This is a genomic window from Mucilaginibacter rubeus (assembly GCF_003286415.2).
Lineage (GTDB): Bacteria > Bacteroidota > Bacteroidia > Sphingobacteriales > Sphingobacteriaceae > Mucilaginibacter > Mucilaginibacter rubeus_A.
Genome location: NZ_CP043450.1, coordinates 3,357,120 through 3,376,177, shown reverse-complemented (window position 1 = coordinate 3,376,177; position 19,058 = coordinate 3,357,120). Strand labels below are relative to the sequence as shown.

Annotated in this window: 16 protein-coding genes; 9 read left to right on the top strand and 7 right to left on the bottom strand. The window is 43.4% G+C overall.

Features of this window, described 5'->3' with window-relative positions:
* The first annotated feature begins 13 nt into the window (after nt 1–13).
* The 3 genes from DEO27_RS13145 (at nt 14) to DEO27_RS13135 (ending at nt 6,708) form a co-directional block, all read left to right on the top strand.
* Entirely contained in the window at nt 14–3,454 is a 3,441-nt protein-coding gene (locus DEO27_RS13145; protein ID WP_112574257.1) for a SusC/RagA family TonB-linked outer membrane protein, read from the top strand.
* Nucleotides 3,455–3,469: 15 nt separating this feature from the next.
* Complete coding sequence (locus tag DEO27_RS13140) at nt 3,470–5,005, top strand: SusD/RagB family nutrient-binding outer membrane lipoprotein (RefSeq protein WP_223818239.1); 1,536 nt, start codon at nt 3,470–3,472, stop codon at nt 5,003–5,005.
* A gap of 74 nt (nt 5,006–5,079) precedes the next feature.
* A complete protein-coding gene (locus DEO27_RS13135; protein WP_112574255.1) occupies nt 5,080–6,708 on the top strand; it encodes an alpha-L-fucosidase in 1,629 nt (542 codons plus the stop codon).
* A gap of 160 nt (nt 6,709–6,868) precedes the next feature.
* Here the strand turns inward: DEO27_RS13135 and DEO27_RS13130 are convergent, their stop codons facing one another.
* The 6 genes from DEO27_RS13130 to DEO27_RS13105 are packed head-to-tail and all read right to left on the bottom strand — an operon-like array spanning nt 6,869 to nt 14,186.
* Nucleotides 6,869–10,507, bottom strand: a complete 3,639-nt coding sequence (locus DEO27_RS13130) for an ABC transporter permease/M1 family aminopeptidase (RefSeq protein ID WP_112574254.1) — start codon at nt 10,505–10,507, stop codon at nt 6,869–6,871.
* A 22-nt stretch (nt 10,508–10,529) separates the two neighbouring features.
* Nucleotides 10,530–11,417, bottom strand: a complete 888-nt coding sequence (locus DEO27_RS13125) for an ABC transporter ATP-binding protein (protein ID WP_112574253.1) — start codon at nt 11,415–11,417, stop codon at nt 10,530–10,532.
* 17 nt (nt 11,418–11,434) lie between these two features.
* Nucleotides 11,435–12,172: a hypothetical protein gene (locus tag DEO27_RS13120; RefSeq protein ID WP_112574252.1), complete on the bottom strand. Its 738-nt coding sequence runs from the start codon at nt 12,170–12,172 to the stop codon at nt 11,435–11,437.
* Nucleotides 12,156–12,563 carry a GntR family transcriptional regulator gene (locus tag DEO27_RS13115; protein ID WP_112574251.1) on the bottom strand — a complete coding sequence of 136 codons (408 nt, stop codon included), beginning with the start codon at nt 12,561–12,563 and terminating at the stop codon, nt 12,156–12,158. Before DEO27_RS13115 ends, DEO27_RS13120 begins: the two co-directional genes overlap by 17 nt.
* Before the next feature lie 11 nt (nt 12,564–12,574).
* Entirely contained in the window at nt 12,575–13,345 is a 771-nt protein-coding gene (locus DEO27_RS13110) for a hypothetical protein (protein WP_112574250.1), read from the bottom strand.
* Nucleotides 13,338–14,186, bottom strand: coding sequence for an ATP-binding cassette domain-containing protein (locus tag DEO27_RS13105; RefSeq protein ID WP_112574249.1), 849 nt, complete (start codon nt 14,184–14,186; stop codon nt 13,338–13,340). Before DEO27_RS13105 ends, DEO27_RS13110 begins: the two co-directional genes overlap by 8 nt.
* A 123-nt stretch (nt 14,187–14,309) precedes the next feature.
* Here DEO27_RS13105 and DEO27_RS13100 point away from each other — a divergent pair, with 123 nt between their 5' ends.
* Both DEO27_RS13100 and xth read left to right on the top strand, forming a co-directional pair.
* The gene (locus DEO27_RS13100) at nt 14,310–14,501 is read left to right on the top strand and encodes a hypothetical protein (RefSeq protein ID WP_146750087.1); all 192 of its coding nucleotides are present in this window, start codon (nt 14,310–14,312) and stop codon (nt 14,499–14,501) included.
* Nucleotides 14,502–14,611: 110 nt separating this feature from the next.
* Nucleotides 14,612–15,394: an exodeoxyribonuclease III gene (gene xth / locus DEO27_RS13095; protein WP_112574248.1), complete on the top strand. Its 783-nt coding sequence runs from the start codon at nt 14,612–14,614 to the stop codon at nt 15,392–15,394.
* Between the two features lie 102 nt (nt 15,395–15,496).
* Here the strand turns inward: xth and DEO27_RS13090 are convergent, their stop codons facing one another.
* Nucleotides 15,497–16,108: a hypothetical protein gene (locus DEO27_RS13090; protein WP_112574247.1), complete on the bottom strand. Its 612-nt coding sequence runs from the start codon at nt 16,106–16,108 to the stop codon at nt 15,497–15,499.
* 466 nt (nt 16,109–16,574) lie between these two features.
* On the opposite strand from DEO27_RS13090, the gene DEO27_RS31420 reads away from it, so the two are divergent.
* From DEO27_RS31420 to DEO27_RS13075, 4 genes are read left to right on the top strand one after another with little or no spacing between them, the layout of a single operon-like run.
* A complete protein-coding gene (locus tag DEO27_RS31420; RefSeq protein WP_190295405.1) occupies nt 16,575–16,748 on the top strand; it encodes a hypothetical protein in 174 nt (57 codons plus the stop codon).
* Nucleotides 16,745–16,942, top strand: coding sequence for a hypothetical protein (locus DEO27_RS13085; RefSeq protein WP_112574246.1), 198 nt, complete (start codon nt 16,745–16,747; stop codon nt 16,940–16,942). The genes DEO27_RS31420 and DEO27_RS13085 overlap by 4 nt, the downstream gene beginning before the upstream one ends.
* Nucleotides 16,935–17,900, top strand: a complete 966-nt coding sequence (locus DEO27_RS13080; RefSeq protein WP_112574245.1) for a sterol desaturase family protein — start codon at nt 16,935–16,937, stop codon at nt 17,898–17,900. Before DEO27_RS13085 ends, DEO27_RS13080 begins: the two co-directional genes overlap by 8 nt.
* Nucleotides 17,900–19,042: a formylglycine-generating enzyme family protein gene (locus DEO27_RS13075; RefSeq protein WP_112574244.1), complete on the top strand. Its 1,143-nt coding sequence runs from the start codon at nt 17,900–17,902 to the stop codon at nt 19,040–19,042. The genes DEO27_RS13080 and DEO27_RS13075 overlap by 1 nt, the downstream gene beginning before the upstream one ends.
* Nucleotides 19,043–19,058: the final 16 nt, after the last annotated feature.

The window sequence follows — 19,058 nt, the reverse complement described above, 5'->3', positions numbered from 1 at the left end:
AAACAAACATTTTATGCGAAAACTCGACTCATCAAATTTTTTTAGATGTTGCTGTTTCCTGATGGTTTTGCTCGGCCAGTCGGTTTACGGTTTTGCCCAAATGGCATTAACCAGTAACAACCGTGTGCACGCCAAAAGCTTCGGTTATACGGCACCCCAGGCTGTTGAAAGCAAGATCCTACTGAAAGACGCGCTCGATAACCTGAAAAAACAGTTTAATGTTCAGATAGCTTACCAGGAAGGTTTGCTTGATAACAAGTTTGTACCGGCAAATTTAACAACCAATATAAGCCAGTTAACACTTGATGATAATTTAAAACAATTGTTATCGGCCTTTCAGCTAACCTATCGTAAGATAAATGATAACCAGATTTCCATTTTTACAGTAAAGGATGTTAATGTGGCTGTTGCAGCGGTTACATTAACCGGTAAAGTTGTTGATGCTGGCGATGGCCAGCCGGTTATTGGCGCATCGGTTTACTTAAAAATGGATAATAAAGTAGGGGCAACCACCGATTTATCAGGTAATTTTAAGCTGATAATACCAGACAAGTATGCTGGTAAGCCCCTAACCCTTGTGGTGGCCTATGTAGGATATAACCAGGAGGAAGTTCCTGTAACCGATCCTACGTCGCCTTTACAAATTAAACTCGCGCAAAATAACAAAGCCCTTAATGAGGTTGTAGTTACCGCGCTTGGTATCAGCAAGCAGAAAAAATCCTTAGGCTATTCGGTTACCGAGGTAAAAGGTACCGAATTTACCCAGGCACGTGAAAATAACGTAGCTAACGCACTTACCGGTAAAGTGGCCGGTGTTAACGCGGCTGGTTTATCAACCGGTCCGGGCGGATCAAGCCGCGTGGTGATCAGGGGTAACGGTGGCCTTGCAGGTGATAACCAGCCATTATATGTGGTGAACGGTATGCCGATTGACAACAGTGTACCGGGCGGTGCAGCAACTGTTAACGGTATCACCAACAACGTTGACCGTGGCGATGGTATAGCAGCTATCAATCCTGATGATATTGAATCGATCAGCGTGCTTAAAGGTGGTACTGCTGCCGCGCTTTACGGTTCAAGGGCGGCAAATGGTGTTATTTTGATCACCACCAAAAAAGGTCGCATCCAAAAAGGCGTAGGGGTTGAGTTTAACTCTACAGCTACCTATGATAATGTTGCTGTGTTTCCTGATTATCAGTATGAATACGGACAGGGTGACGGTGGCGTAAAACCAATCACACTGGCAGCCGCACAAGCCAGCGGAAGACGCTCATGGGGAGCAAAAATTGACGGCTCAACCGACTATGTTGCTGTCGACGGGCTTGCACACCCTTATGTAGCGCAGAAGAACAATCTTAAAAACTTTTACCAAACAGGTAGCACTTATACCAATAGCCTCGCATTTGTAGGTGGCAATGAAGCCTTTACTTACAGGTTTTCGGCTGCCGATCTGAACAGTAAAGGTATTTTGCCGGGGACTACCTATGATCGTAAAACTTTTAACCTTGCGCTAAACGGAAAGCTAAGTAACAAGCTTTCAATAGAGGCTTTAGCGCAGTACAACGTCGAAACAGGCCATAACCGTACCGGTGCAGGCGACGCGTTGGGTAACCCTAACTGGACACCGCTTGAAGTAGCTAACACGGTTGATGTTCGCTGGCTTAAACCAGGTTATGATGCGATGGGTAACGAAATGGTTTGGAATGACGCGTCAATCGCTTCAAACGGGTACTTTGTGATCAACAAATACAAAGAGGACGATGTAAAGAACCGTTTTATAGGCCAGGGATCAATCATTTATTCGCCTATCAAAGACCTTACTTTTAAGGCAACTATCAGCCGCGACTTTTTTAACTACAACTATACCAACATATTGCCAACCGGTACCCTATATACTCCTAATGGCCAGTACGCAGGTATCAAGTCGGATGTATCTGAAACAAACGAATTGGCTACGGTTAGTTACCGGACTAAGATTATCAGCGATTTAAACGTGGGCATTTTGGGTGGTGTAAACAGCCGTAAAAACGCAACTAACCAGTTAACGTTTAGCGGTTCGCAATTTACTATCCCCTATTTTTACAGTTTTACCAACCTTGCTGTTTCATCAACAACGCCGTATAACGCCAAAATCGTAACCAACTCGGTTTTTGGCTCGGCCGATTTTGATTACAAGAGCCTGGTGTTCCTGTCGTTCACCGGTAGGAAGGATTGGTTTTCGACACTTAGTCCTAAAAGTAACAGCATTTTCTATCCAAGTATAGGCGGTAGCTTTATCCTTTCGGATGCTGTTAAACTCCCTGAGTTTTTTAACATGGCCAAACTGCGCGGTTCATGGGCGCAGGTAGGTGGCGGTGCTCCCGATCCGTATGTTATTAACCTTACTTACAGCAATGTGCCAAGTGCCGGACAGCCACTGCAAAACGTAACAAGCAACAACATCACCAACAGCAACCTTAAGCCTTACACTTCAACAACGTTTGAAGGTGGTTTTGAGTTGCAGATGCTCAAGAACCGTTTAGGTTTGGATGTTACCTTGTATGATCGTAAAACAACCAACGATATCGTAAACACGGCCATTTCTTCAACTTCAGGCTATAATAACGTGATCCTGAATGTTGGCGAAGTAAGCAATAAGGGTATTGAGGTTTTATTGAATGGCACACCTGTAAAAACAGCCAATTTCACCTGGACTACAAGCTATAACGTGGCTTACAACGATAACAAAGTTGTTAAACTGGCACCAGGTCTTAACACCATTCAGTTGGCTACCTCGGTAGGTAACTGGGGTATTTTAGATAATATTGAAGGCAAACCATTTGGTATGCTGGTTGGTACCCGTATGCAAAAGGATGCTCAAGGCAATGTGGTATTTAATGCCATTACTGGCTTGCCGATACAAACCCCGCTGCAGCAGCTGGGTAAAAGCGTTGCTCCGCTTACTATGGGTTTAACTAACGAATTCAGGTATAAAAGGTTCTCGTTAAACTTCCTGGTTGATGGTAAGTTTGGCAACAAGGTGTTTTCGGTAATGGAAGTTTACGCCACCCGTTTAGGCTTGATGAAATCAACATTGCCGGGCAGGGAAAACGGATTGGTGTTGAATGGTGTTGATCAAACAGGTGCTCCTTATACCCGCACGGTGCCGGTAAGCGGCTTAAGGTCATACTATGATAACTATAAAACATACTCCGACCTGTTTTTGCACGATGGCAGCTTTGTTAAGCTCCGCCAGGTTATCCTGTCGTACGCTCTTCCAACCAACCTTTTAAACAAAGTTAAAATCCAATCGGCCAGTATTTCTTTTGTTGCCCGGAACCTTTGGACTATCTATAAGAAGACAGACAACTTCGATCCGGAACAAAGCTTTACAAACAGTAACGCGCAGGGATTCGAGTCTATCGGTTTGCCGCGTACACGCTCACTTGGTGTAAACCTGGCTGTTAAGTTTTAATACTTTAAATTGAAAATGATGAAAAGACATTTAACCAAATATATTTATTGCTCACTGGTAATGCTTGGCATTATCGGCACACAATCGTGTACCAAAAACTTCGATACACTTAACGTAAACCCCGATGCTTCGTCAAAAGCGGTACCACAGTACATTTTTACCAAAGCGCAGTATGATGGTACCGCCCGCATGCTTGACCTCTTGCTGGGAACCATGCAATACACCACCAGTTTTAATGATGTAGCAGGTTTCGGATCAAAATATGTTTTGAGCCAGAGCCCACAATCGGCAGCTGCTTTTAGTAATGCTTACCCTAACGAGATCAACGAATTGGTTGAAGTATTGAAAGCCGTTGGCACCGATGCATCGCAGGTAAACCTACAGGCCGAAGCACGGATCTGGAAAGTGTATTGCTTTAGCAGGCTTACCGATCTGTACGGTGATATCCCTTATTCACAAGCCGCACAGGGTTATAACCAGGCGGTATATAAACCTGCTTATGATGCCCAAAAAGATATTTATGCCGATTTATTGAAGGAGCTTGACCAGGCAGCTCAGAGCCTTGATGCTACAAAAACTACTTTTGGCGCATCCGATTTGATTTATGGTGGTAATACGGCGAAATGGAAAAAATTCGCCTATTCATTAATGCTCAGGTGTGCTATGCGCATGACCAAGGTTGACATTGCACAAGCACAAACCTGGGCTGCAAAAGCCATAGCCGGCGGCGTTATTCTTGATGATGCCGATGTTGCCAAAGTAGCTTATGTTGGTGCAGGTCAGGATATCAATAAAAACCCCTTAGCGCTTGATCTTTATAACAATGATTATATAGCAGGTAATGGTTCAACCAATACCGAAGGTGGCAAATACCAGGATGTGTTTATCAATTATTTAAAAGCCAATAAAGACCCACGTCTGGCTATAGTGTCTGTTGTATGGAACGGTGGTGTGGCTGATACTACTTCAGCTATCCAGAAAGGGATGTCATCAGGCCTGAATGCTAAGCCTGCAGATTTTGTGACTTACTCAGAACCAAATCCCAAAACCATATTGCTGTTAAACTCTCCAAGATTGGTTTTTACCGCTGCCGAAAGTTATTTCCTTTTATCTGAAGCCGCGGCAAGGGGCTGGTATACCGCCGCTACTGCCGAATCATTGTACCAGAGTGGTATAGCCGCGTCAATGCGTCAATGGAGTATTATTGCAGGCAGCGCGGGTACCATTACTACAGCGCAGATCAATTCATATATCAACGCGCATCCTTTTAACACCAGTGGTACACTTGATCAGAAAATGGAGCAGATCTACACCCAGTTTTGGGTTGGCATATTCCCTGATGCGCAGGAGGTTTTTGCAAGCTACAGGCGTACAGGTTATCCGGCTCTGGTGCCTAATAATTATGTTGGTAATGCTACTGGTGGTAAAATATTTAGGAGAATGTTGTACCCGGTTGGTGAGCAAAACCTTAACGCGGCATCATATGCGGCCGCAATCGCGCGTCAGGGTCCCGATGATTTTTTAACCAGGATCTGGTGGGATAAACAATAATGTTGAAGTTTGATTAGTTGATGTTGTTTTAGGGAGGGCGTGGGGCTCTCCCTGATTTTTTTAAACCATGTTTAATGTATAAGAAATACCTTTTTTTCCTGCTGCTGTTTTGCGGTATTCAAAGCGCATCGGCACAAAATGATTTGGTTAAAGATGATAATGCAAGTAATTATAACCTGAATAAACCCGAACGTGAACTGTGGCTCAAAAACACGGGTTTAGGTTTGTTTATCCATTTTAGTATGGATAGCCAGTTAGGGTTGGTGATCAGTCACTCGCTGGTTGGTGCAAGTGATGACTACGTTAACCGGTATTTTAATGATTTGCCTAAAACTTTTGATCCCTCAAAGTTTGATCCGCACCAGATAGCAACCCTGGCTAAACTGGCCGGGATGAAGTACATCGTTTTTACAACCAAGCATCACTCAGGTTTTTGTATGTGGGATACCAAAACAACAGATTTTAGTATAACTCATACACCGTATAAAAAAGACCTTTTAAAGGAGTTCGTTGATGCTACACGCGAAGCGGGCCTACAGGTTGGATTCTATTTTTCGCCGGAGGATTTTAACTTTCTTCGAGATCATCATATTGCTATCAGTCGTACAGATGTTAAGATGGACGCGGAAACCCGCCGTGAATATGACGACTATACCCGGAAACAATGCGAGGAGTTGATGACTAACTACGGTAAAATAGATGTACTTTTTATAGATGGCGATCCTAAAGAAGTAGTTAAACAAACCTGCTGGAAATTACAGCCGGATTTGCTGATAACCCGTGGAGCTATTAAAACTCCGGAGCAGATCATGCCGGGAGCCATGATCAATGAGCCATGGCTGTCATGCATTACCATGGGTACTGCCTGGGGATATCAGCCAACTAATGAAAGGTATAAATCGGGCAATCAATTGATAGGTTTATTGATAGAGGCGAGGGCTAAAGGTGGTTCGCTTTTGTTGAACGTAGGCCCTAAGCCCGATGGTGCATTGCCCATTGAACAGGAAGAAAGGTTACGCGAAATGTCGGCATGGTATTTTGTTAACCGCGAGTGTATTGACAGTGTACGAAGCTGGGTAATAAGTAAAGAAGGCGATACTTGGTTCACCGCTAAAAATGGCCATACACTTTACGCTATCGTCACCAATGCTGCCGATTGGAAGGAGGGGGCCCGGAAAACTTTCCTGATCCGCTCTGCCATCGCCACTGATAAAACTCAGGTGAGTGTATTGGGACAAAATAGTAAAGTAATTGAATATAAAACGGATGATGTAAGTTGCAGATACAAACAAACCGATAAGGGGCTTGAAGTTTCGGTTGTTAAGGCCCAACGCATTTATGACGATCATCGCTGGCCTAACCCTGTGGTTATTAAATTAGAAAATGTTAATCCGGTTTTTAATGAAGCCGCCATAGTTGAAACCGGTGCAGCTTTAAAAGTGAAAGCCGGAGCAGCTTTAAAAGGCAAGGTATTGAATTATAAAAGCATCTCGGCAAAACGGGCCCGGTTTGATTATCGCCCATATCATGGGCAGGTTGAAACCTTGTATGCAGGTAAGTGGACGGCAGGCACCTGGGTAAATATTAATGCCGATGGTACGTTTGAAGCAACACTTCCCTTAAAAGCCGATTATGAATACAAAGCAGTAGTTGAACAGGCTAATGTTGAAATTGAAGGGGAGAATAAGTTATTTAAGCCGTAGTATTTCTTAAAAGCTGTTTAAAAACATGCCGTCATTGCGAGGTACGAAGCAATCCCCAATAGGCAGAGGGGCTATGCAAGTCCGCCCTGTAAAGTAGGGGATTGCTTCGTACCTCGCAATGACGAGCATGATATGCAGTTTTATTTAACCGTTTTTACTCCTAAAGGTCTTTAATGTTGTCGTTAGGGTTCCTGTCAATTAGTTTACTGAAGGGATCAACGGCTACCGAAGCTGGCTGACCCTTAACCACAATGCTGAATTGTTGTTGACCGCGTTTCAGTTTATACTTTTTGAGGTATAGCGTGTTGCTTACCATTCGGTTATTTGCACCCTTAACCTGCTTGCCAAAGATGCCGATATCAATATAATCGTTCATGTTTATTGCCGGGATATCATTGTTTTTGGCGTCCTTCCATACTTTATCAATGTTTAGTTTGAAGGTAACCTTGTATTCGTTTTTATTACCGGTGGGTTTACTGCTTACTTCGGTTACCCCATTATCATACAGCGTGATCTTTTGCCAGGTATCTGTAAGGTAATATTGTAGCGAATCGGGTACATGCTTTTGAAGACATTGGTAAAGGTTGTTGGCTCCCGCAAACGGACCATCTGTTTTAAACGCATAGGCCTTTTTAAACTCGCGCAATGCCACGTTCAGACTGTCTTCGCCAATCAGGTCGCGCAGGCCATATAAGGCGACGCTTGCTTTGCCTCCCCATAAAAACCATTGATTGGCTTTTATTAAAGGATGCTCGTTTTCATTGAGGTGCCGCCTAATGAACAGATAATACCATAACTGATCAAGCACGGTGTAACGCATGTTATCCTTGCCATATTTATGCTCGGCCATCACCAGTTGATCATAGTTTGATAACCCTTCTGGTATTACCAGGCTACCTATAGTACTGTTTGGGGCAACCTGAAAACGCCACCACTGTTGTGATAATAATCTTGTAGTATTGGCATAGCAATAATCAAAACTGTTAGGATCGCTGAAATCGGCATTCCATCCAAAGTATTCGGCGTAAGTATTCAACGTCGTCATAGAGGCATCCCGTGGGCCGTAAACAGATGTTTCCACCAAGCGGATATCGTTAGACGGATAATCGCCGTAAACATTACTATAATAAGTTAATCCATCTTTATAAGCGGCGATGTACCTGTCGATATTAGTGTTATGTTCAGGATGATAGTAAATCTCGATATTTACTTTGTGATCCAACTGAACGGTTGCTTTCTTTACGGCCAGTTTTTCGGATATGATACCCATTGGCATATACATGCCTGGTTTATCCTGCACGTAGTGAAAATAGTTACGACCGTTCTGTTGCCAGTTTTTTACAAGCCTACCGGGAGCAATAACAGTTTGACCGGCCAGGGTGCCTATAGTAATGTCAAGTTTAAGTAGGTCGGCCGCTCTGCCGGCTTTTAAGGTATTAATGCCTTTAGGATCATTCTGCTGAATTTCTTCTTCCTTTTTTTCGGGTAGGCCGGCTTTTTTGCGTTCGTACGGACTGCTTAGTTCATCGTCTTCATCGTAGCCCAGTCCGGGTAATCCACCGTTAAAAAATGTACCGTTGTTAACGAGGGCCGCGGCATACATGCCGTTGGTAAATCCTTTGGGTACTATTTCTGCATTGATTTCCAGTGTTAGTGAATCGCCAGGCATTAAAGGTTTTGTAAACTGGTACAAGCGAAAATCGGCGGTATCAACCTTCGGCCTGAACCAGTTGAAAAACCCACGGGGATAAAGCAGAGGATTTGTAAAAGGGACTGATACTCCACCGCTTTTAATCGAATAAGCGGTAAGGTCATCACCATCCAGCAGCATTTGCGATATGGCAACTTTGTTTTTATTGGTGATTGTAACCCATGCATGCGAAGATACCTGCTGTTTATCAGGATAAAGCTCTACCTCCATTTTTATGTTGGTTACTTTAGGAAGAGGCAGGCGCTCATATTTTTTTAGCGTTTTTTCATACAACACGGCCCTGTCAGTGTTTTCGCTTTTGATGAGGTAGCTGTTTAAAAAGCTGATGTTGTAATAATTCCACGCGCCAACGGTTATAAACGCTATAGCCACTATTGTAGTGATCAAAGCCGTGCTTTTATTAAAACGCTGCGGAAATAAGCGCAGCCGTTCTTTAAAAGATGAGGTTACGCCACGGTAGTAAAACAATGCCGAAACAATGATGAGCAATCCGGCAAATAGTAACCAATAGAGGTTAAACCAATTAACGGGCGTTGCCATATGGCCCATGCCTGTCATGTCAGATATACCTGAAGATGGCGTATATGAATACAGCAGCAAGTTATAATCAAAAATGCCTGTTTTGCGCAAAAAGAAAACTATCACCCATAAAAAAACGCCTATACCATGTGCCGCGAATTTGTTATGTATGATAACGTGCATTACATAGCAAAAAACAACCATCTCCAGCAGCGAAGGCAGCAGTATGTAACCGATATAGATGAAATAGGCAGGCAAATTGAAGGTATAATAGCCTTTTAATAATTGAACAATAATGCCGGTTATGATTGGTATAAAAGATAGCCCGGTGCCAATAAGCAATAAGGTGATAAGCTTTGAGCCATTCAGTACCCAGTTTGGGGGCGGGAGCGAATCATTGATAAATGCATAGCGGGTAGCCCTGTCGCGGTGCAGGGTTTCGCCGGTATAAAACATGATGATAAAGAAAATGAAAAAGGGAAAGGCATCATTAAAAATTGCCAGGAGGGTAACCGTACGTGGAAAATCGGGTACGCCATACATGTTATTGCCAAGCCAAAGTACAAAGCCGAGAAACAAAGTGCCGCTCAGCAATATGATCCAGAAATAATTATCGCGGATAATGTTCAGCAGCTCGACCTTTACCAGGTTATTTAGAGTGTTCCTGTTGTATTTGCCCGTAAAGCTAACCGCAGGCTTGATAGTAATTGCAGTCTTGGTTTTAACACCCACCTCATCAATAGCTGCCTTATCGCGCCGGCCACTAAAGAACCGCTCAAAGCTGAACCGGAAATAGGTGAAAAGTACAACAACTATCCCTATACCTCCCCACAATATACGGTTGAGCATAAACGTACCGGTTACCGGGAACAGTGTAGTGTTTTGTTCAAGAGCGCTCGAATTGTTGGTTTGCATCCTAATGCCGTTAAGCCCAAAGGGATCGCTGAGATTGATTACCGTTGGATTGTTAACATGGTTAAGAAAAAACAGCGCGATAAAGTAGAACAGGAACAGCAGGATGCCACCAAAATAAATCACTTTTACGTTGCGCGTAAGCGCCACAAGGCCAAAAAACAACGAAGAAGTGAATAAAACATTAGGCAGCCCGATAGTAAAAAACGGGTGCAGGTAGTAAATAAGGTTATTGGGGCCGTATTGCTTGGCATCTGTCCATCCCATGACAGGGCCAAGTTTGGTGCCAATAAATGCACCGATAATAACTGCCGATGCTATGCCGATCATGAAAACAAACGAACCCAGGTAACGGCCCCAGAAATAACCGGTTTTTGTGATAGGGTAGGTTAAGTAATAATCTTTTGTGTTATACTCAATATCGCGGTATAGCGCGGTGCCCATGATGGAGGAACTCACCAGCGTGATCATCATGGTGATGCCGGAGCACCATAAGGCGAGTACATAGGGCGCATTAATGTGCTCTTTTTCGCCCAGTGGTAATGAGCCTGTTGAAAAGGTAAACACTGTAAATACAAGTGCTGCCAAAAAATATAGGTAAACGGCTGGCCTGCGGACCCGATTCTGGATCTCGAACAGAAATATTTTAAGAAACATAAACTATTGGTTTATAGTAGGTTTAAATGGTGTCTACATCTATTCGTGTAGCGATGTTGCTGAAGTATACATCTTCCAGGTTGGGGATGCTGCTGATAAAACCGTTGTCGGGTTCTGCTTCGCTGATAACGCGGATATGAAGTTTGCCGGTTTTAAGCTGCGTTGATATCACCTGGTAATCATCTTTATAAAAGCCCAGTTCGGACTGTGTGATCACCTTGCTGTAGATTTTTCCGTTCAGTTCATTTACCGCGGTTTCCGGGTCGCCTGCATAAAGCACCTCGCCCTGGCAAATAATGGCGAAATTGGCGCAGAGTGTACTCACATCTTCAACAATATGCGTTGATAGGATCACGATGGTGTTTTCGCCCAGGCGACTTAACAGATTGTAAAAGCGGTTCCGTTCGGCAGGATCAAGGCCTGCGGTTGGCTCGTCAACAATAATGAGTTTGGGGTTACCAATTAACGCTTGTGCTATTCCAAAACGCTGTTTCATACCGCCGGAGTAGGTGCCCAGGTGTTTTTTACGGTCTTTATAAAGGTTCACGCTTTCTAACAGTTGTAGTACCAGGTCTTTGCGCTCTGCATTATTGCCAACGCCCTTCAACTGTGCAATATGGTCAAGCATGCGTTCGGCCGATATTTTAGGGTACACGCCAAATTCCTGGGGCAGGTATCCAAGTAGCTGGCGAACTTCGGTTTTGTTTTTCAATACATCCAGGTCATCTAAAAAAATGCTGCCTTTATCAGCTTCCTGCAGGGTTGCTATGGTACGCATCAGTGATGATTTGCCGGCACCGTTTGGGCCAAGCAAGCCAAACATGCCATTACTAAGGGTAAGTGAAACATCTTTTAATGCATGTACGCCGTTGGCATATGTTTTAGACAGCGAGTTGATTACTAATTTCATGATTTGCTAAGTTTTGGTTATTTATTATTTCGGATCTGTCTTGTATTTCCGTTCAGGATAAGTTTGGCGCTATCGGCAAGTTTGTAGTTTATGTTGCTGAGGCTGTCATCCTTGATCCATAAGCGGCTTTTGTTCCGGATATCGAGGTTGGTTTTTCCGAATTGGTTGCCTGTTTCAATAGTTAAGTTTGAAACAGCGCCGTTACTACTGCCAACAACGGCATTTAAAGTGTTGAACTTGTTGTTCTTTAAAAATAGGTTGGAGGCATGGTCTGCGCTGATATTTAGCTTATCGCCGCTGAAACCGGTTATAGTCGTGGGCCGCCATTTAAAATCGGCACTGGCAGCGGTATCAATCACTTGTGTTTCGGCAGCCATGTATTTGGCATCTGCATCAAATGATGTGAGCTCGGGGCATGATATATATAACACCTGGTCCGAGCGTACGTTGTGCCAGTTTGCCTTAAACGCTGCCCGTATAAAAAGGGAATCATGGCGTTGGTCAATCTTGATGTATTCCATAGCATCGGGATCTGCAAGTACTTTGAAGGGCCCTTTTACCAGTGTAATATTGATAGTCGTTGATGAGCCGAGTTTAATAACTTTAAAATTCCTGTATTTTAAGTTGATGAACCCGTGGTAGGGGTTTTTATAATCGCCTTTAAGATATTCGGCTTTAAGCTGAATATCATATATCCCTACCGAAATGATCAGTAATAATACCGCGATAAGTAAAAATTTATTGCTTGTTTTCATCGTGATTGGCCTGGTTTAGTTCATTATTTTGTTGTGCCTGAAAGTTTTTATATTGCAGGCTGATCTCATCTATTGATATACCTAACAGGTACATGTTTTTAAAAAGTTCGGGCAGGTTTTGGCGTACAAAGTTTTCTTTGCGATAAGCTTTTACCTTCTCAAAACCGTCATCGGTCACAAATAAGCCCAGGCCGCGTTTGTTGTAAATAATTTCGAGCCCCTGTAAAAACTCGTATGATCGCATGACCGTATTGGGATTCACTTCCAGTTCAACAGCCATATCACGTACCGATGGGATCTTTTGTCCGGCGGGCCATTTGCCCATCAATATCTGGTCGCTTACAAAAGCCGCTATCTGGATGTATATCGCTTCATTATCTTTAAATTCCATTATCGTCTTTTTTAAGCCTGTTTTTCCTTGAGTTTAAAATAGGCCGCTATCCAAAATAGCAGGACAACAACAGGCAGCACAATAAAAGCCCAGGCCGATTGTTGCGCGTTTAAACCAATAGAGTAATAGTTTGTGCCATCTGGAAAGTTCAGGAAGGCAAATGGTGTTGCAGGGAAGATTTGTCTGCCTACAAGTACCCGCAGGAATATTGTATTCACGAGGATCAGCAATGCATAAAAAATAAAGAAGCTGAACCCTATTTTAATAAAATGCAGTTTTTCAAACCTGATAGCGCCATACATGGTGATGGCTTGCAGCAGTGAAAATATAAGCAGTAACACACAAAATTTATCCTGAAATATATAAAGCATTTCGGGGTGATGACCCGGCCATTGTTTCAGGTTAAGCAATATGGATAAAACAAGGTAAAAGATGCCGGTAAATACCAGGAGGAAGATAACATATGAGTAAATCCAGCTGACCAGAAATTTTTCGAGCTGTGATGCCGGTAAGGTGAGTGCAGGTATAGCTTTACGCTTATCGCCAAAATCGGTAAATATGGTGCTGGTAAATATTGGCCCAGCTATAACCATAAGCATGGCAAATAATGCGGTCTGAAATCCGGCATCCATTGGCCCCTGGATCATGTAAAATATAAACATACCGCCAAGCAAAAAAACACCTGCTAAAACCGAAGCCGACATTAAATAGGTACGGTAGTGCTCAACGGTATGTTTTATAAACAACTGCCGGAAGCGCTTTAGACTAAAGTAATTATTCATGGAGGGTGGCTGGTTTTAATACGTTTAATAATTTACTGCTATTGGTTGTGGCAGCGTTAAATAATAGTTCGAGATCCATTTTTCCATACTTGCCTGCGGTGTTTTCTATAATAGCGTATTTGCCCATGAGAGTATCTTCTTCATACAGCACATTCATTCCGGTAAGGTCTTTAAAAACACCGAAGAACAGCTTTTCGGTAAGTTCATCTATTGAGTTCTCAATTACGATGCGGTGGTCGTCCAAAATCAACACGGTATCAATGAGGCTATCCAAATCCCTTACCTGGTGAGTTGAAATAATAATACAGCGTTCTTCATTTAAAACCGAAGCAATCAATTTCCGGAACTGCACTTTTGATGGGATGTCAAGGCCATTAGTAGGTTCATCAAGTATGAGTACACCGGTATTGGTAGCAAGCCCGAAAGCGATGATCATCTTTTTTTGCTGGCCGTATGACATTTTGGTCATCAGCAAATCAGGGTCAATGTCCAGTATTTTCAGGTAGCTATAAAAGTCGGTAATACTGAAAGCGGGGTAGAAGCCGGCGGTCCTCTCTAAAAACTGCCCGGGTGTTAAAGCAGGTACATAAACCTCCTCGGCAATAAAATAAAGGTTTTGTAAAGTAGATACCAGTCGCTTTGAGCTTTCCGTTCCGTTTATAAGGCATTTGCCCGATTGCGGAAAAGCCAAACCTGCAATATTTTTCAATAAGGTTGATTTCCCGGCCCCGTTTTTGCCCAATAAGCCATAGATATGGCCCGCCTTTAATGAAAGGTTTAGATTTTTGAACAACGGCTTTTTGCTGTTGTAGCTGAAATTCAAATTATTGATTTGAATCATGGTTTAGTGTATTAGTGTTGTAGTACACTGTAAATGTAATTAAACATTTTTAAAATGCAAGAGGTATTTTATGAGATAAAAATCTTTCTGAAAACCAATTATATGCTTAGCAGTTAATAAGATATGTCGGAGAAGAGAACCATGCCAAACGAACCGGATGAAATGCCGGTAAACCCGGAACGCCCGGAGATCAGGCAGCCTACGGATCCGGGAGAACCGGAAATGCCCGAAGAAGCGCCCGAAAATATTCCGAACGAAATTCCTGATCCTGACCCAGAACGGCCCGAAGTAGATCCGGATGAGTTTGAAAAATAAGGGAACCTGATATTGTTTATTGTCATTGCAATCAAGCATTTGCCGTGGGTGGCAGCGCTTTTTATATTTTGCAACACGCATGATATAACCTAAACTGCTTAAATTGCGTCATGAAAATAGCTACCTATAACGTAAATGGGGTGAATGGCCGTTTGCCGGTTTTGCTCCGCTGGTTACAAGAAACCGCTCCGGATGTTGCCTGTTTGCAGGAGCTTAAAGCACCGCAGGAAAACTTTCCGGAACAAGCTGTTCTTGATGCCGGTTATAAAGCTATCTGGCATGGGCAAAAAAGCTGGAACGGTGTAGCTATACTGGCAAAAAAGGATAAGCAAATTACCGAGGTATGCAGGGCACTCCCCGGCGACCCTACCGATGAACATAGCCGTTATATTGAAGCTATTGTTGATGGCATTACCATTGGTTGCCTGTACCTGCCTAACGGCAACCCAGCTCCCGGACCTAAGTTTGATTATAAATTGGGTTGGTTTGAACGCCTTAAAACGCATGCGGCCGGTTTACTGGCTGCGGATAAACCTGTGGTATTAACAGGCGACTATAACGTAATGCCAACAGAACTTGATGCTTATAAACCGGAGCGTTGGGTAAATGACGCGCTCTTCCGCCCGGAAACCCGTGAAGCATTTAAAACGTTGGTAGAGCAGGGCTGGACTGATGCCATCCGTAAACTATATCCTACCGAAGTAATTTATACCTTTTTCGATTATTTCCGCGATGCTTACGGCCGTAACGCCGGTTTACGCATTGATCATTTTTTACTAAGTCCTCATCTTGAAAAACGGCTTGTAGCTGCCGGAGTTAACCGGGACGTACGCGGTTGGGAAAAAACAAGCGATCATGCCCCGGTGTGGATTGAACTGAAAGATGCTGAATGAGTTTAAGAGCCCTGAAGACTTACGAAGTTTTTAAAACTTCGTAAGTCCGGGTAAAGAAGCGCGTTCACTAACGCTTAGAATAACTGGTGTTGAGATCATCATCTACCTCCGCATGGCGATATTTTCGTGTACCCATTGGACTTCTTCTTCGGGCGTAACTTTATCTATAGTGCTGCTTACCCTGCTAAAAGTTGCGGCAGGAAAATCATAAGGTTTGCTGTCGTCAAAAAATGGACCTACAACGCCCAGTATCCATCCGCTTTCAGCAGTCTGGTGAGGTGGGGTTACCCGGAACTTAAACACCTCGTAGTGTATAAAATTGTTCCTGCCGTTAAGATCAATAGTAACCTGTTTTATATGTTCTATTTCATCAGGGCAGGCATCCAGCTCGGTAGGGAACTCCAGCCATTGGGCCAGCGAACTTTCGGCGCCTTTAACAATTGTATAGTATTCTTGCGGGAACAGGTTTAGTTGGTCAAGCTCTCTTAAATACAAAAAAGTATCATAACGGGTGAGCAGGTTTTGAGCAAAGGGCAGCACATCTTCGGCAGTTAAGCCAGTGATGCTTTCGGCTTTTTTATATAGTGGCAAAATCCTGGCAGATCGTTCCAGTTCAAGTTTCTGCTTTTTCTTTTTAACATCAAACAATCTGAAAGCCGCAAATGCGATAATAAAAACAATAATGGTAATGACAATTAGGGTAGTTATATCCATAATGATATGAATGTACGCTTTTATGCGGAATTGCAAATTTAGACTCGAAAAAGGAATGTGATGTGGCGATTTTTCTATTTTACCTGCCTTTAACCGTCGAAAGGAGCTTGTTTTAATAAAAAATGAATTTATTTATATAAATTCTATAGAATTAGTAGTATTTGTAAAATCTTTTTATACATTTGCCTCAGAAAATAAATCACAATAATCAAAATCATTTAAAAGCACCCACCATGCAACCCGAACTTTTACCTAAATACGGCCTTGCTAATTATCAGTTAAACACTGCTGCTTTTTCTTTTTCTTGTTGTTGCTGTTAATAGCATACAAGGGTTTTCCCTTCTCTATAACCGTGTAAATACACACGGCTTCCCAGCTTTTTATTTAATAATTTTTTAACGGGCATTGCTGCTTTGTGCGGATTGCTATGCACTGCCTGCATATTTAATCACTTAATAAGTTCATTATGACCATTAACGACGTTTCCCTGATCGGGAAAAAGGTGTTGGTAGGCGTTATAGTAACCCTCATACCTTTTATCATCATTTTCGGTGGGCTATGGCTTGGCCGTAAGCTATTGGAAAAAAGTCCTGCTAAAACATCCCAAATTGTTCAACCCCAAAACAATATCGCATCATGAAGTTAGAACAGGCAACTAAAGTACAGATAGCAAAAAACGCCTTGCTGAGCCTGCTGCTGTACATATTACCAATAGTGCTTATGTTTGCCACTTTTGCCATCACCGGCGAGCGCCCCTGGGAAAAGAAACGGCATCAGCACAAACAAGAAAACACAGTAAAAACTAAAACTTCAAACTCACAAGACAATGATTAACCAGATAAAACAAATAATAGAAAACCTTAACGGTTACGGTTTTTCCGTTTTGGTATTGGTATTAGGTGTACTCGAATTTTCGTTCGGCTTGTACAAAAAACGCTGGAATACAAACGAAAAGTGGGTGGATATAGCCTGCTTTACCATCCCTAAACTGGTGGTGAAACCGCTGGTTGCCTACTATAGCCTGTTGGTTTTACCTGCCATATTACCAACCTTAAAAAACACGTTTGATTGGGTTCCATTTTTATGGGGATGCGCCATTATAGCCGTGGCCGACGATTTGACCCAGTACTGGTATCACCGTCTGCACCACCAGGTGCCATGGTTATGGCGTTTTCACCGTACACACCATTCAGCATCTTATATGGGCATGGCCATGGCCAGCAGGCAAAATATTATTTACACATTGTTCTTTTCGCAAACCTATTTAACAGCGGCCTTGGTTTATCTTGGTTTGGGTATTCCAGCTATTGTAGTAAAAGGTATTAAAGGAACCATTACAACATTGGCACATTCAAGTATTCCGTGGGATAAGCCATTTTATCAGTATAAAATATTACATCCGCTGGCCTGGATCCTGGAACGTACCATATCAACCCCGGCCACGCACCACGCGCATCACGCGGCCACTACCGATGACGGGGTAGGCTACTACAAAGGAAACTTCGGCAACATGTTTTTTTGGTGGGATATCATTTTCGGCACAGCTCATATCTCGCGCCAGTACCCTAAAGCATATGGCATTTCACATTACGAAGGCGACCAGTGGTATGCACAGCTGGCTTGGCCTTTATTTAAATCAAAAGTGCCAGGTAGCGAGCTTGCTGCCGACGGCCCAATGGTTAAGGACGATGTGCCTTTGCAGCCTCATCAATTATACAGGCCTGATGTTACGGTTCAACCCGGAACTGAACAAGTTGATGCATCATTTCAATTACAGCCTGTAAAAGCGTAATGAAAAAGATTGTACTTATACTTTTTAGTACTGCATTGCTTTTTTCATGCAAACAACCGGCGAAACCTGTGGCGAGTATTGCGGTAGCCACGGTTCCCGGTACTAAAAAGAAACTTTGCTGCGAATCGAATATTCCCAACAGGTTTAAAGCGGCAGGACTAAGCGGTGCGGCGCTTAGTTTACCTGATACCGGTAATACCCATGCCAACCATGCGGGGATGGTATGGGTACCGGCCGGAACTTTTAGGATGGGAGCGGATAACCAGCAGGCCGAACCTGACGAATATCCCAAGCATGATGTAACCGTTGATGGTTTCTGGATAGATAAAACCGAGGTTACCAATGCTCAGTTCGAAAAATTTGTAAAGGCTACAGGTTATATCACCACTGCCGAACGCAAACCCGACTGGAACGAGCTCAAAAAGCAAATGCCCCCGGGCACCGAAAAACCTGCCGATAGTTTACTGGTACCGGCATCATTGGTGTTTGTACCGGCAGATCACCAGGTTAACCTGAACGATTATAGCCAGTGGTGGGAATGGAAAACCGGAGCTAACTGGAAACACCCCCACGGATCGGGCAGCAATATTAACGGTAAAGATAATTATCCGGTAGTACAGGTTTCTTGGTTCGATGCCGTAGCTTACAGCAAGTGGGCCGGCAAACGCTTGCCAACCGAAGCCGAATGGGAACGGGCTGCAAGGGGAGGACTGGAAGATAAGATCTATCCCTGGGGCAACGAAAAAGTGAATGAAGGCCAGCCGAAAGCAAATACCTGGGAGGGAAGTTTCCCCTATAAAAATACCCAGCGAGATCACTATTACTATTTAGCACCGGTGAGTTCATTTGCGCCCAATGGTTATGGCTTATATGATATGGCCGGTAACGTATGGGAATGGTGCGCCGATTTGTATAACAACAGCTATTATAAAACGGTGAGCAACCCTGCAGGGGTTAAAAACCCAAAGGGGGCTTCAAAATCGTATGATCCCGATGAACCTTATGCTATAAAACGGGTAGTGCGCGGAGGGTCATTTCTGTGTAACGACAGTTATTGTTCCGGTTACCGCGTATCCCGCCGTATGAAAACTACTGAAGACAGCGGTATGGAGCACCTTGGTTTCCGCTGTGTGAGCAACTAAAATAATACCCCGAATT

What these genes read in the sequence shown, in the direction of transcription:
- DEO27_RS13100 (WP_146750087.1), top strand. Translation starts at nt 14,310, where the DNA reads ATGTCGGAGAAGAGAACCATGCCAAACGAACCGGATGAAATGCCGGTA.
- DEO27_RS13130 (WP_112574254.1), bottom strand. Translation starts at nt 10,507, where the DNA reads ATGTTTCTTAAAATATTTCTGTTCGAGATCCAGAATCGGGTCCGCAGG.
- DEO27_RS13110 (WP_112574250.1), bottom strand. Translation starts at nt 13,345, where the DNA reads ATGAATAATTACTTTAGTCTAAAGCGCTTCCGGCAGTTGTTTATAAAA.
- DEO27_RS13085 (WP_112574246.1), top strand. Translation starts at nt 16,745, where the DNA reads ATGAAGTTAGAACAGGCAACTAAAGTACAGATAGCAAAAAACGCCTTG.
- DEO27_RS13090 (WP_112574247.1), bottom strand. Translation starts at nt 16,108, where the DNA reads ATGGATATAACTACCCTAATTGTCATTACCATTATTGTTTTTATTATC.
- DEO27_RS13080 (WP_112574245.1), top strand. Translation starts at nt 16,935, where the DNA reads ATGATTAACCAGATAAAACAAATAATAGAAAACCTTAACGGTTACGGT.
- DEO27_RS13135 (WP_112574255.1), top strand. Translation starts at nt 5,080, where the DNA reads ATGTATAAGAAATACCTTTTTTTCCTGCTGCTGTTTTGCGGTATTCAA.
- DEO27_RS13115 (WP_112574251.1), bottom strand. Translation starts at nt 12,563, where the DNA reads ATGGAATTTAAAGATAATGAAGCGATATACATCCAGATAGCGGCTTTT.
- DEO27_RS13105 (WP_112574249.1), bottom strand. Translation starts at nt 14,186, where the DNA reads ATGATTCAAATCAATAATTTGAATTTCAGCTACAACAGCAAAAAGCCG.
- DEO27_RS13140 (WP_223818239.1), top strand. Translation starts at nt 3,470, where the DNA reads ATGATGAAAAGACATTTAACCAAATATATTTATTGCTCACTGGTAATG.
- DEO27_RS13125 (WP_112574253.1), bottom strand. Translation starts at nt 11,417, where the DNA reads ATGAAATTAGTAATCAACTCGCTGTCTAAAACATATGCCAACGGCGTA.
- DEO27_RS31420 (WP_190295405.1), top strand. Translation starts at nt 16,575, where the DNA reads ATGACCATTAACGACGTTTCCCTGATCGGGAAAAAGGTGTTGGTAGGC.
- DEO27_RS13075 (WP_112574244.1), top strand. Translation starts at nt 17,900, where the DNA reads ATGAAAAAGATTGTACTTATACTTTTTAGTACTGCATTGCTTTTTTCA.
- DEO27_RS13120 (WP_112574252.1), bottom strand. Translation starts at nt 12,172, where the DNA reads ATGAAAACAAGCAATAAATTTTTACTTATCGCGGTATTATTACTGATC.
- DEO27_RS13145 (WP_112574257.1), top strand. Translation starts at nt 14, where the DNA reads ATGCGAAAACTCGACTCATCAAATTTTTTTAGATGTTGCTGTTTCCTG.
- xth (WP_112574248.1), top strand. Translation starts at nt 14,612, where the DNA reads ATGAAAATAGCTACCTATAACGTAAATGGGGTGAATGGCCGTTTGCCG.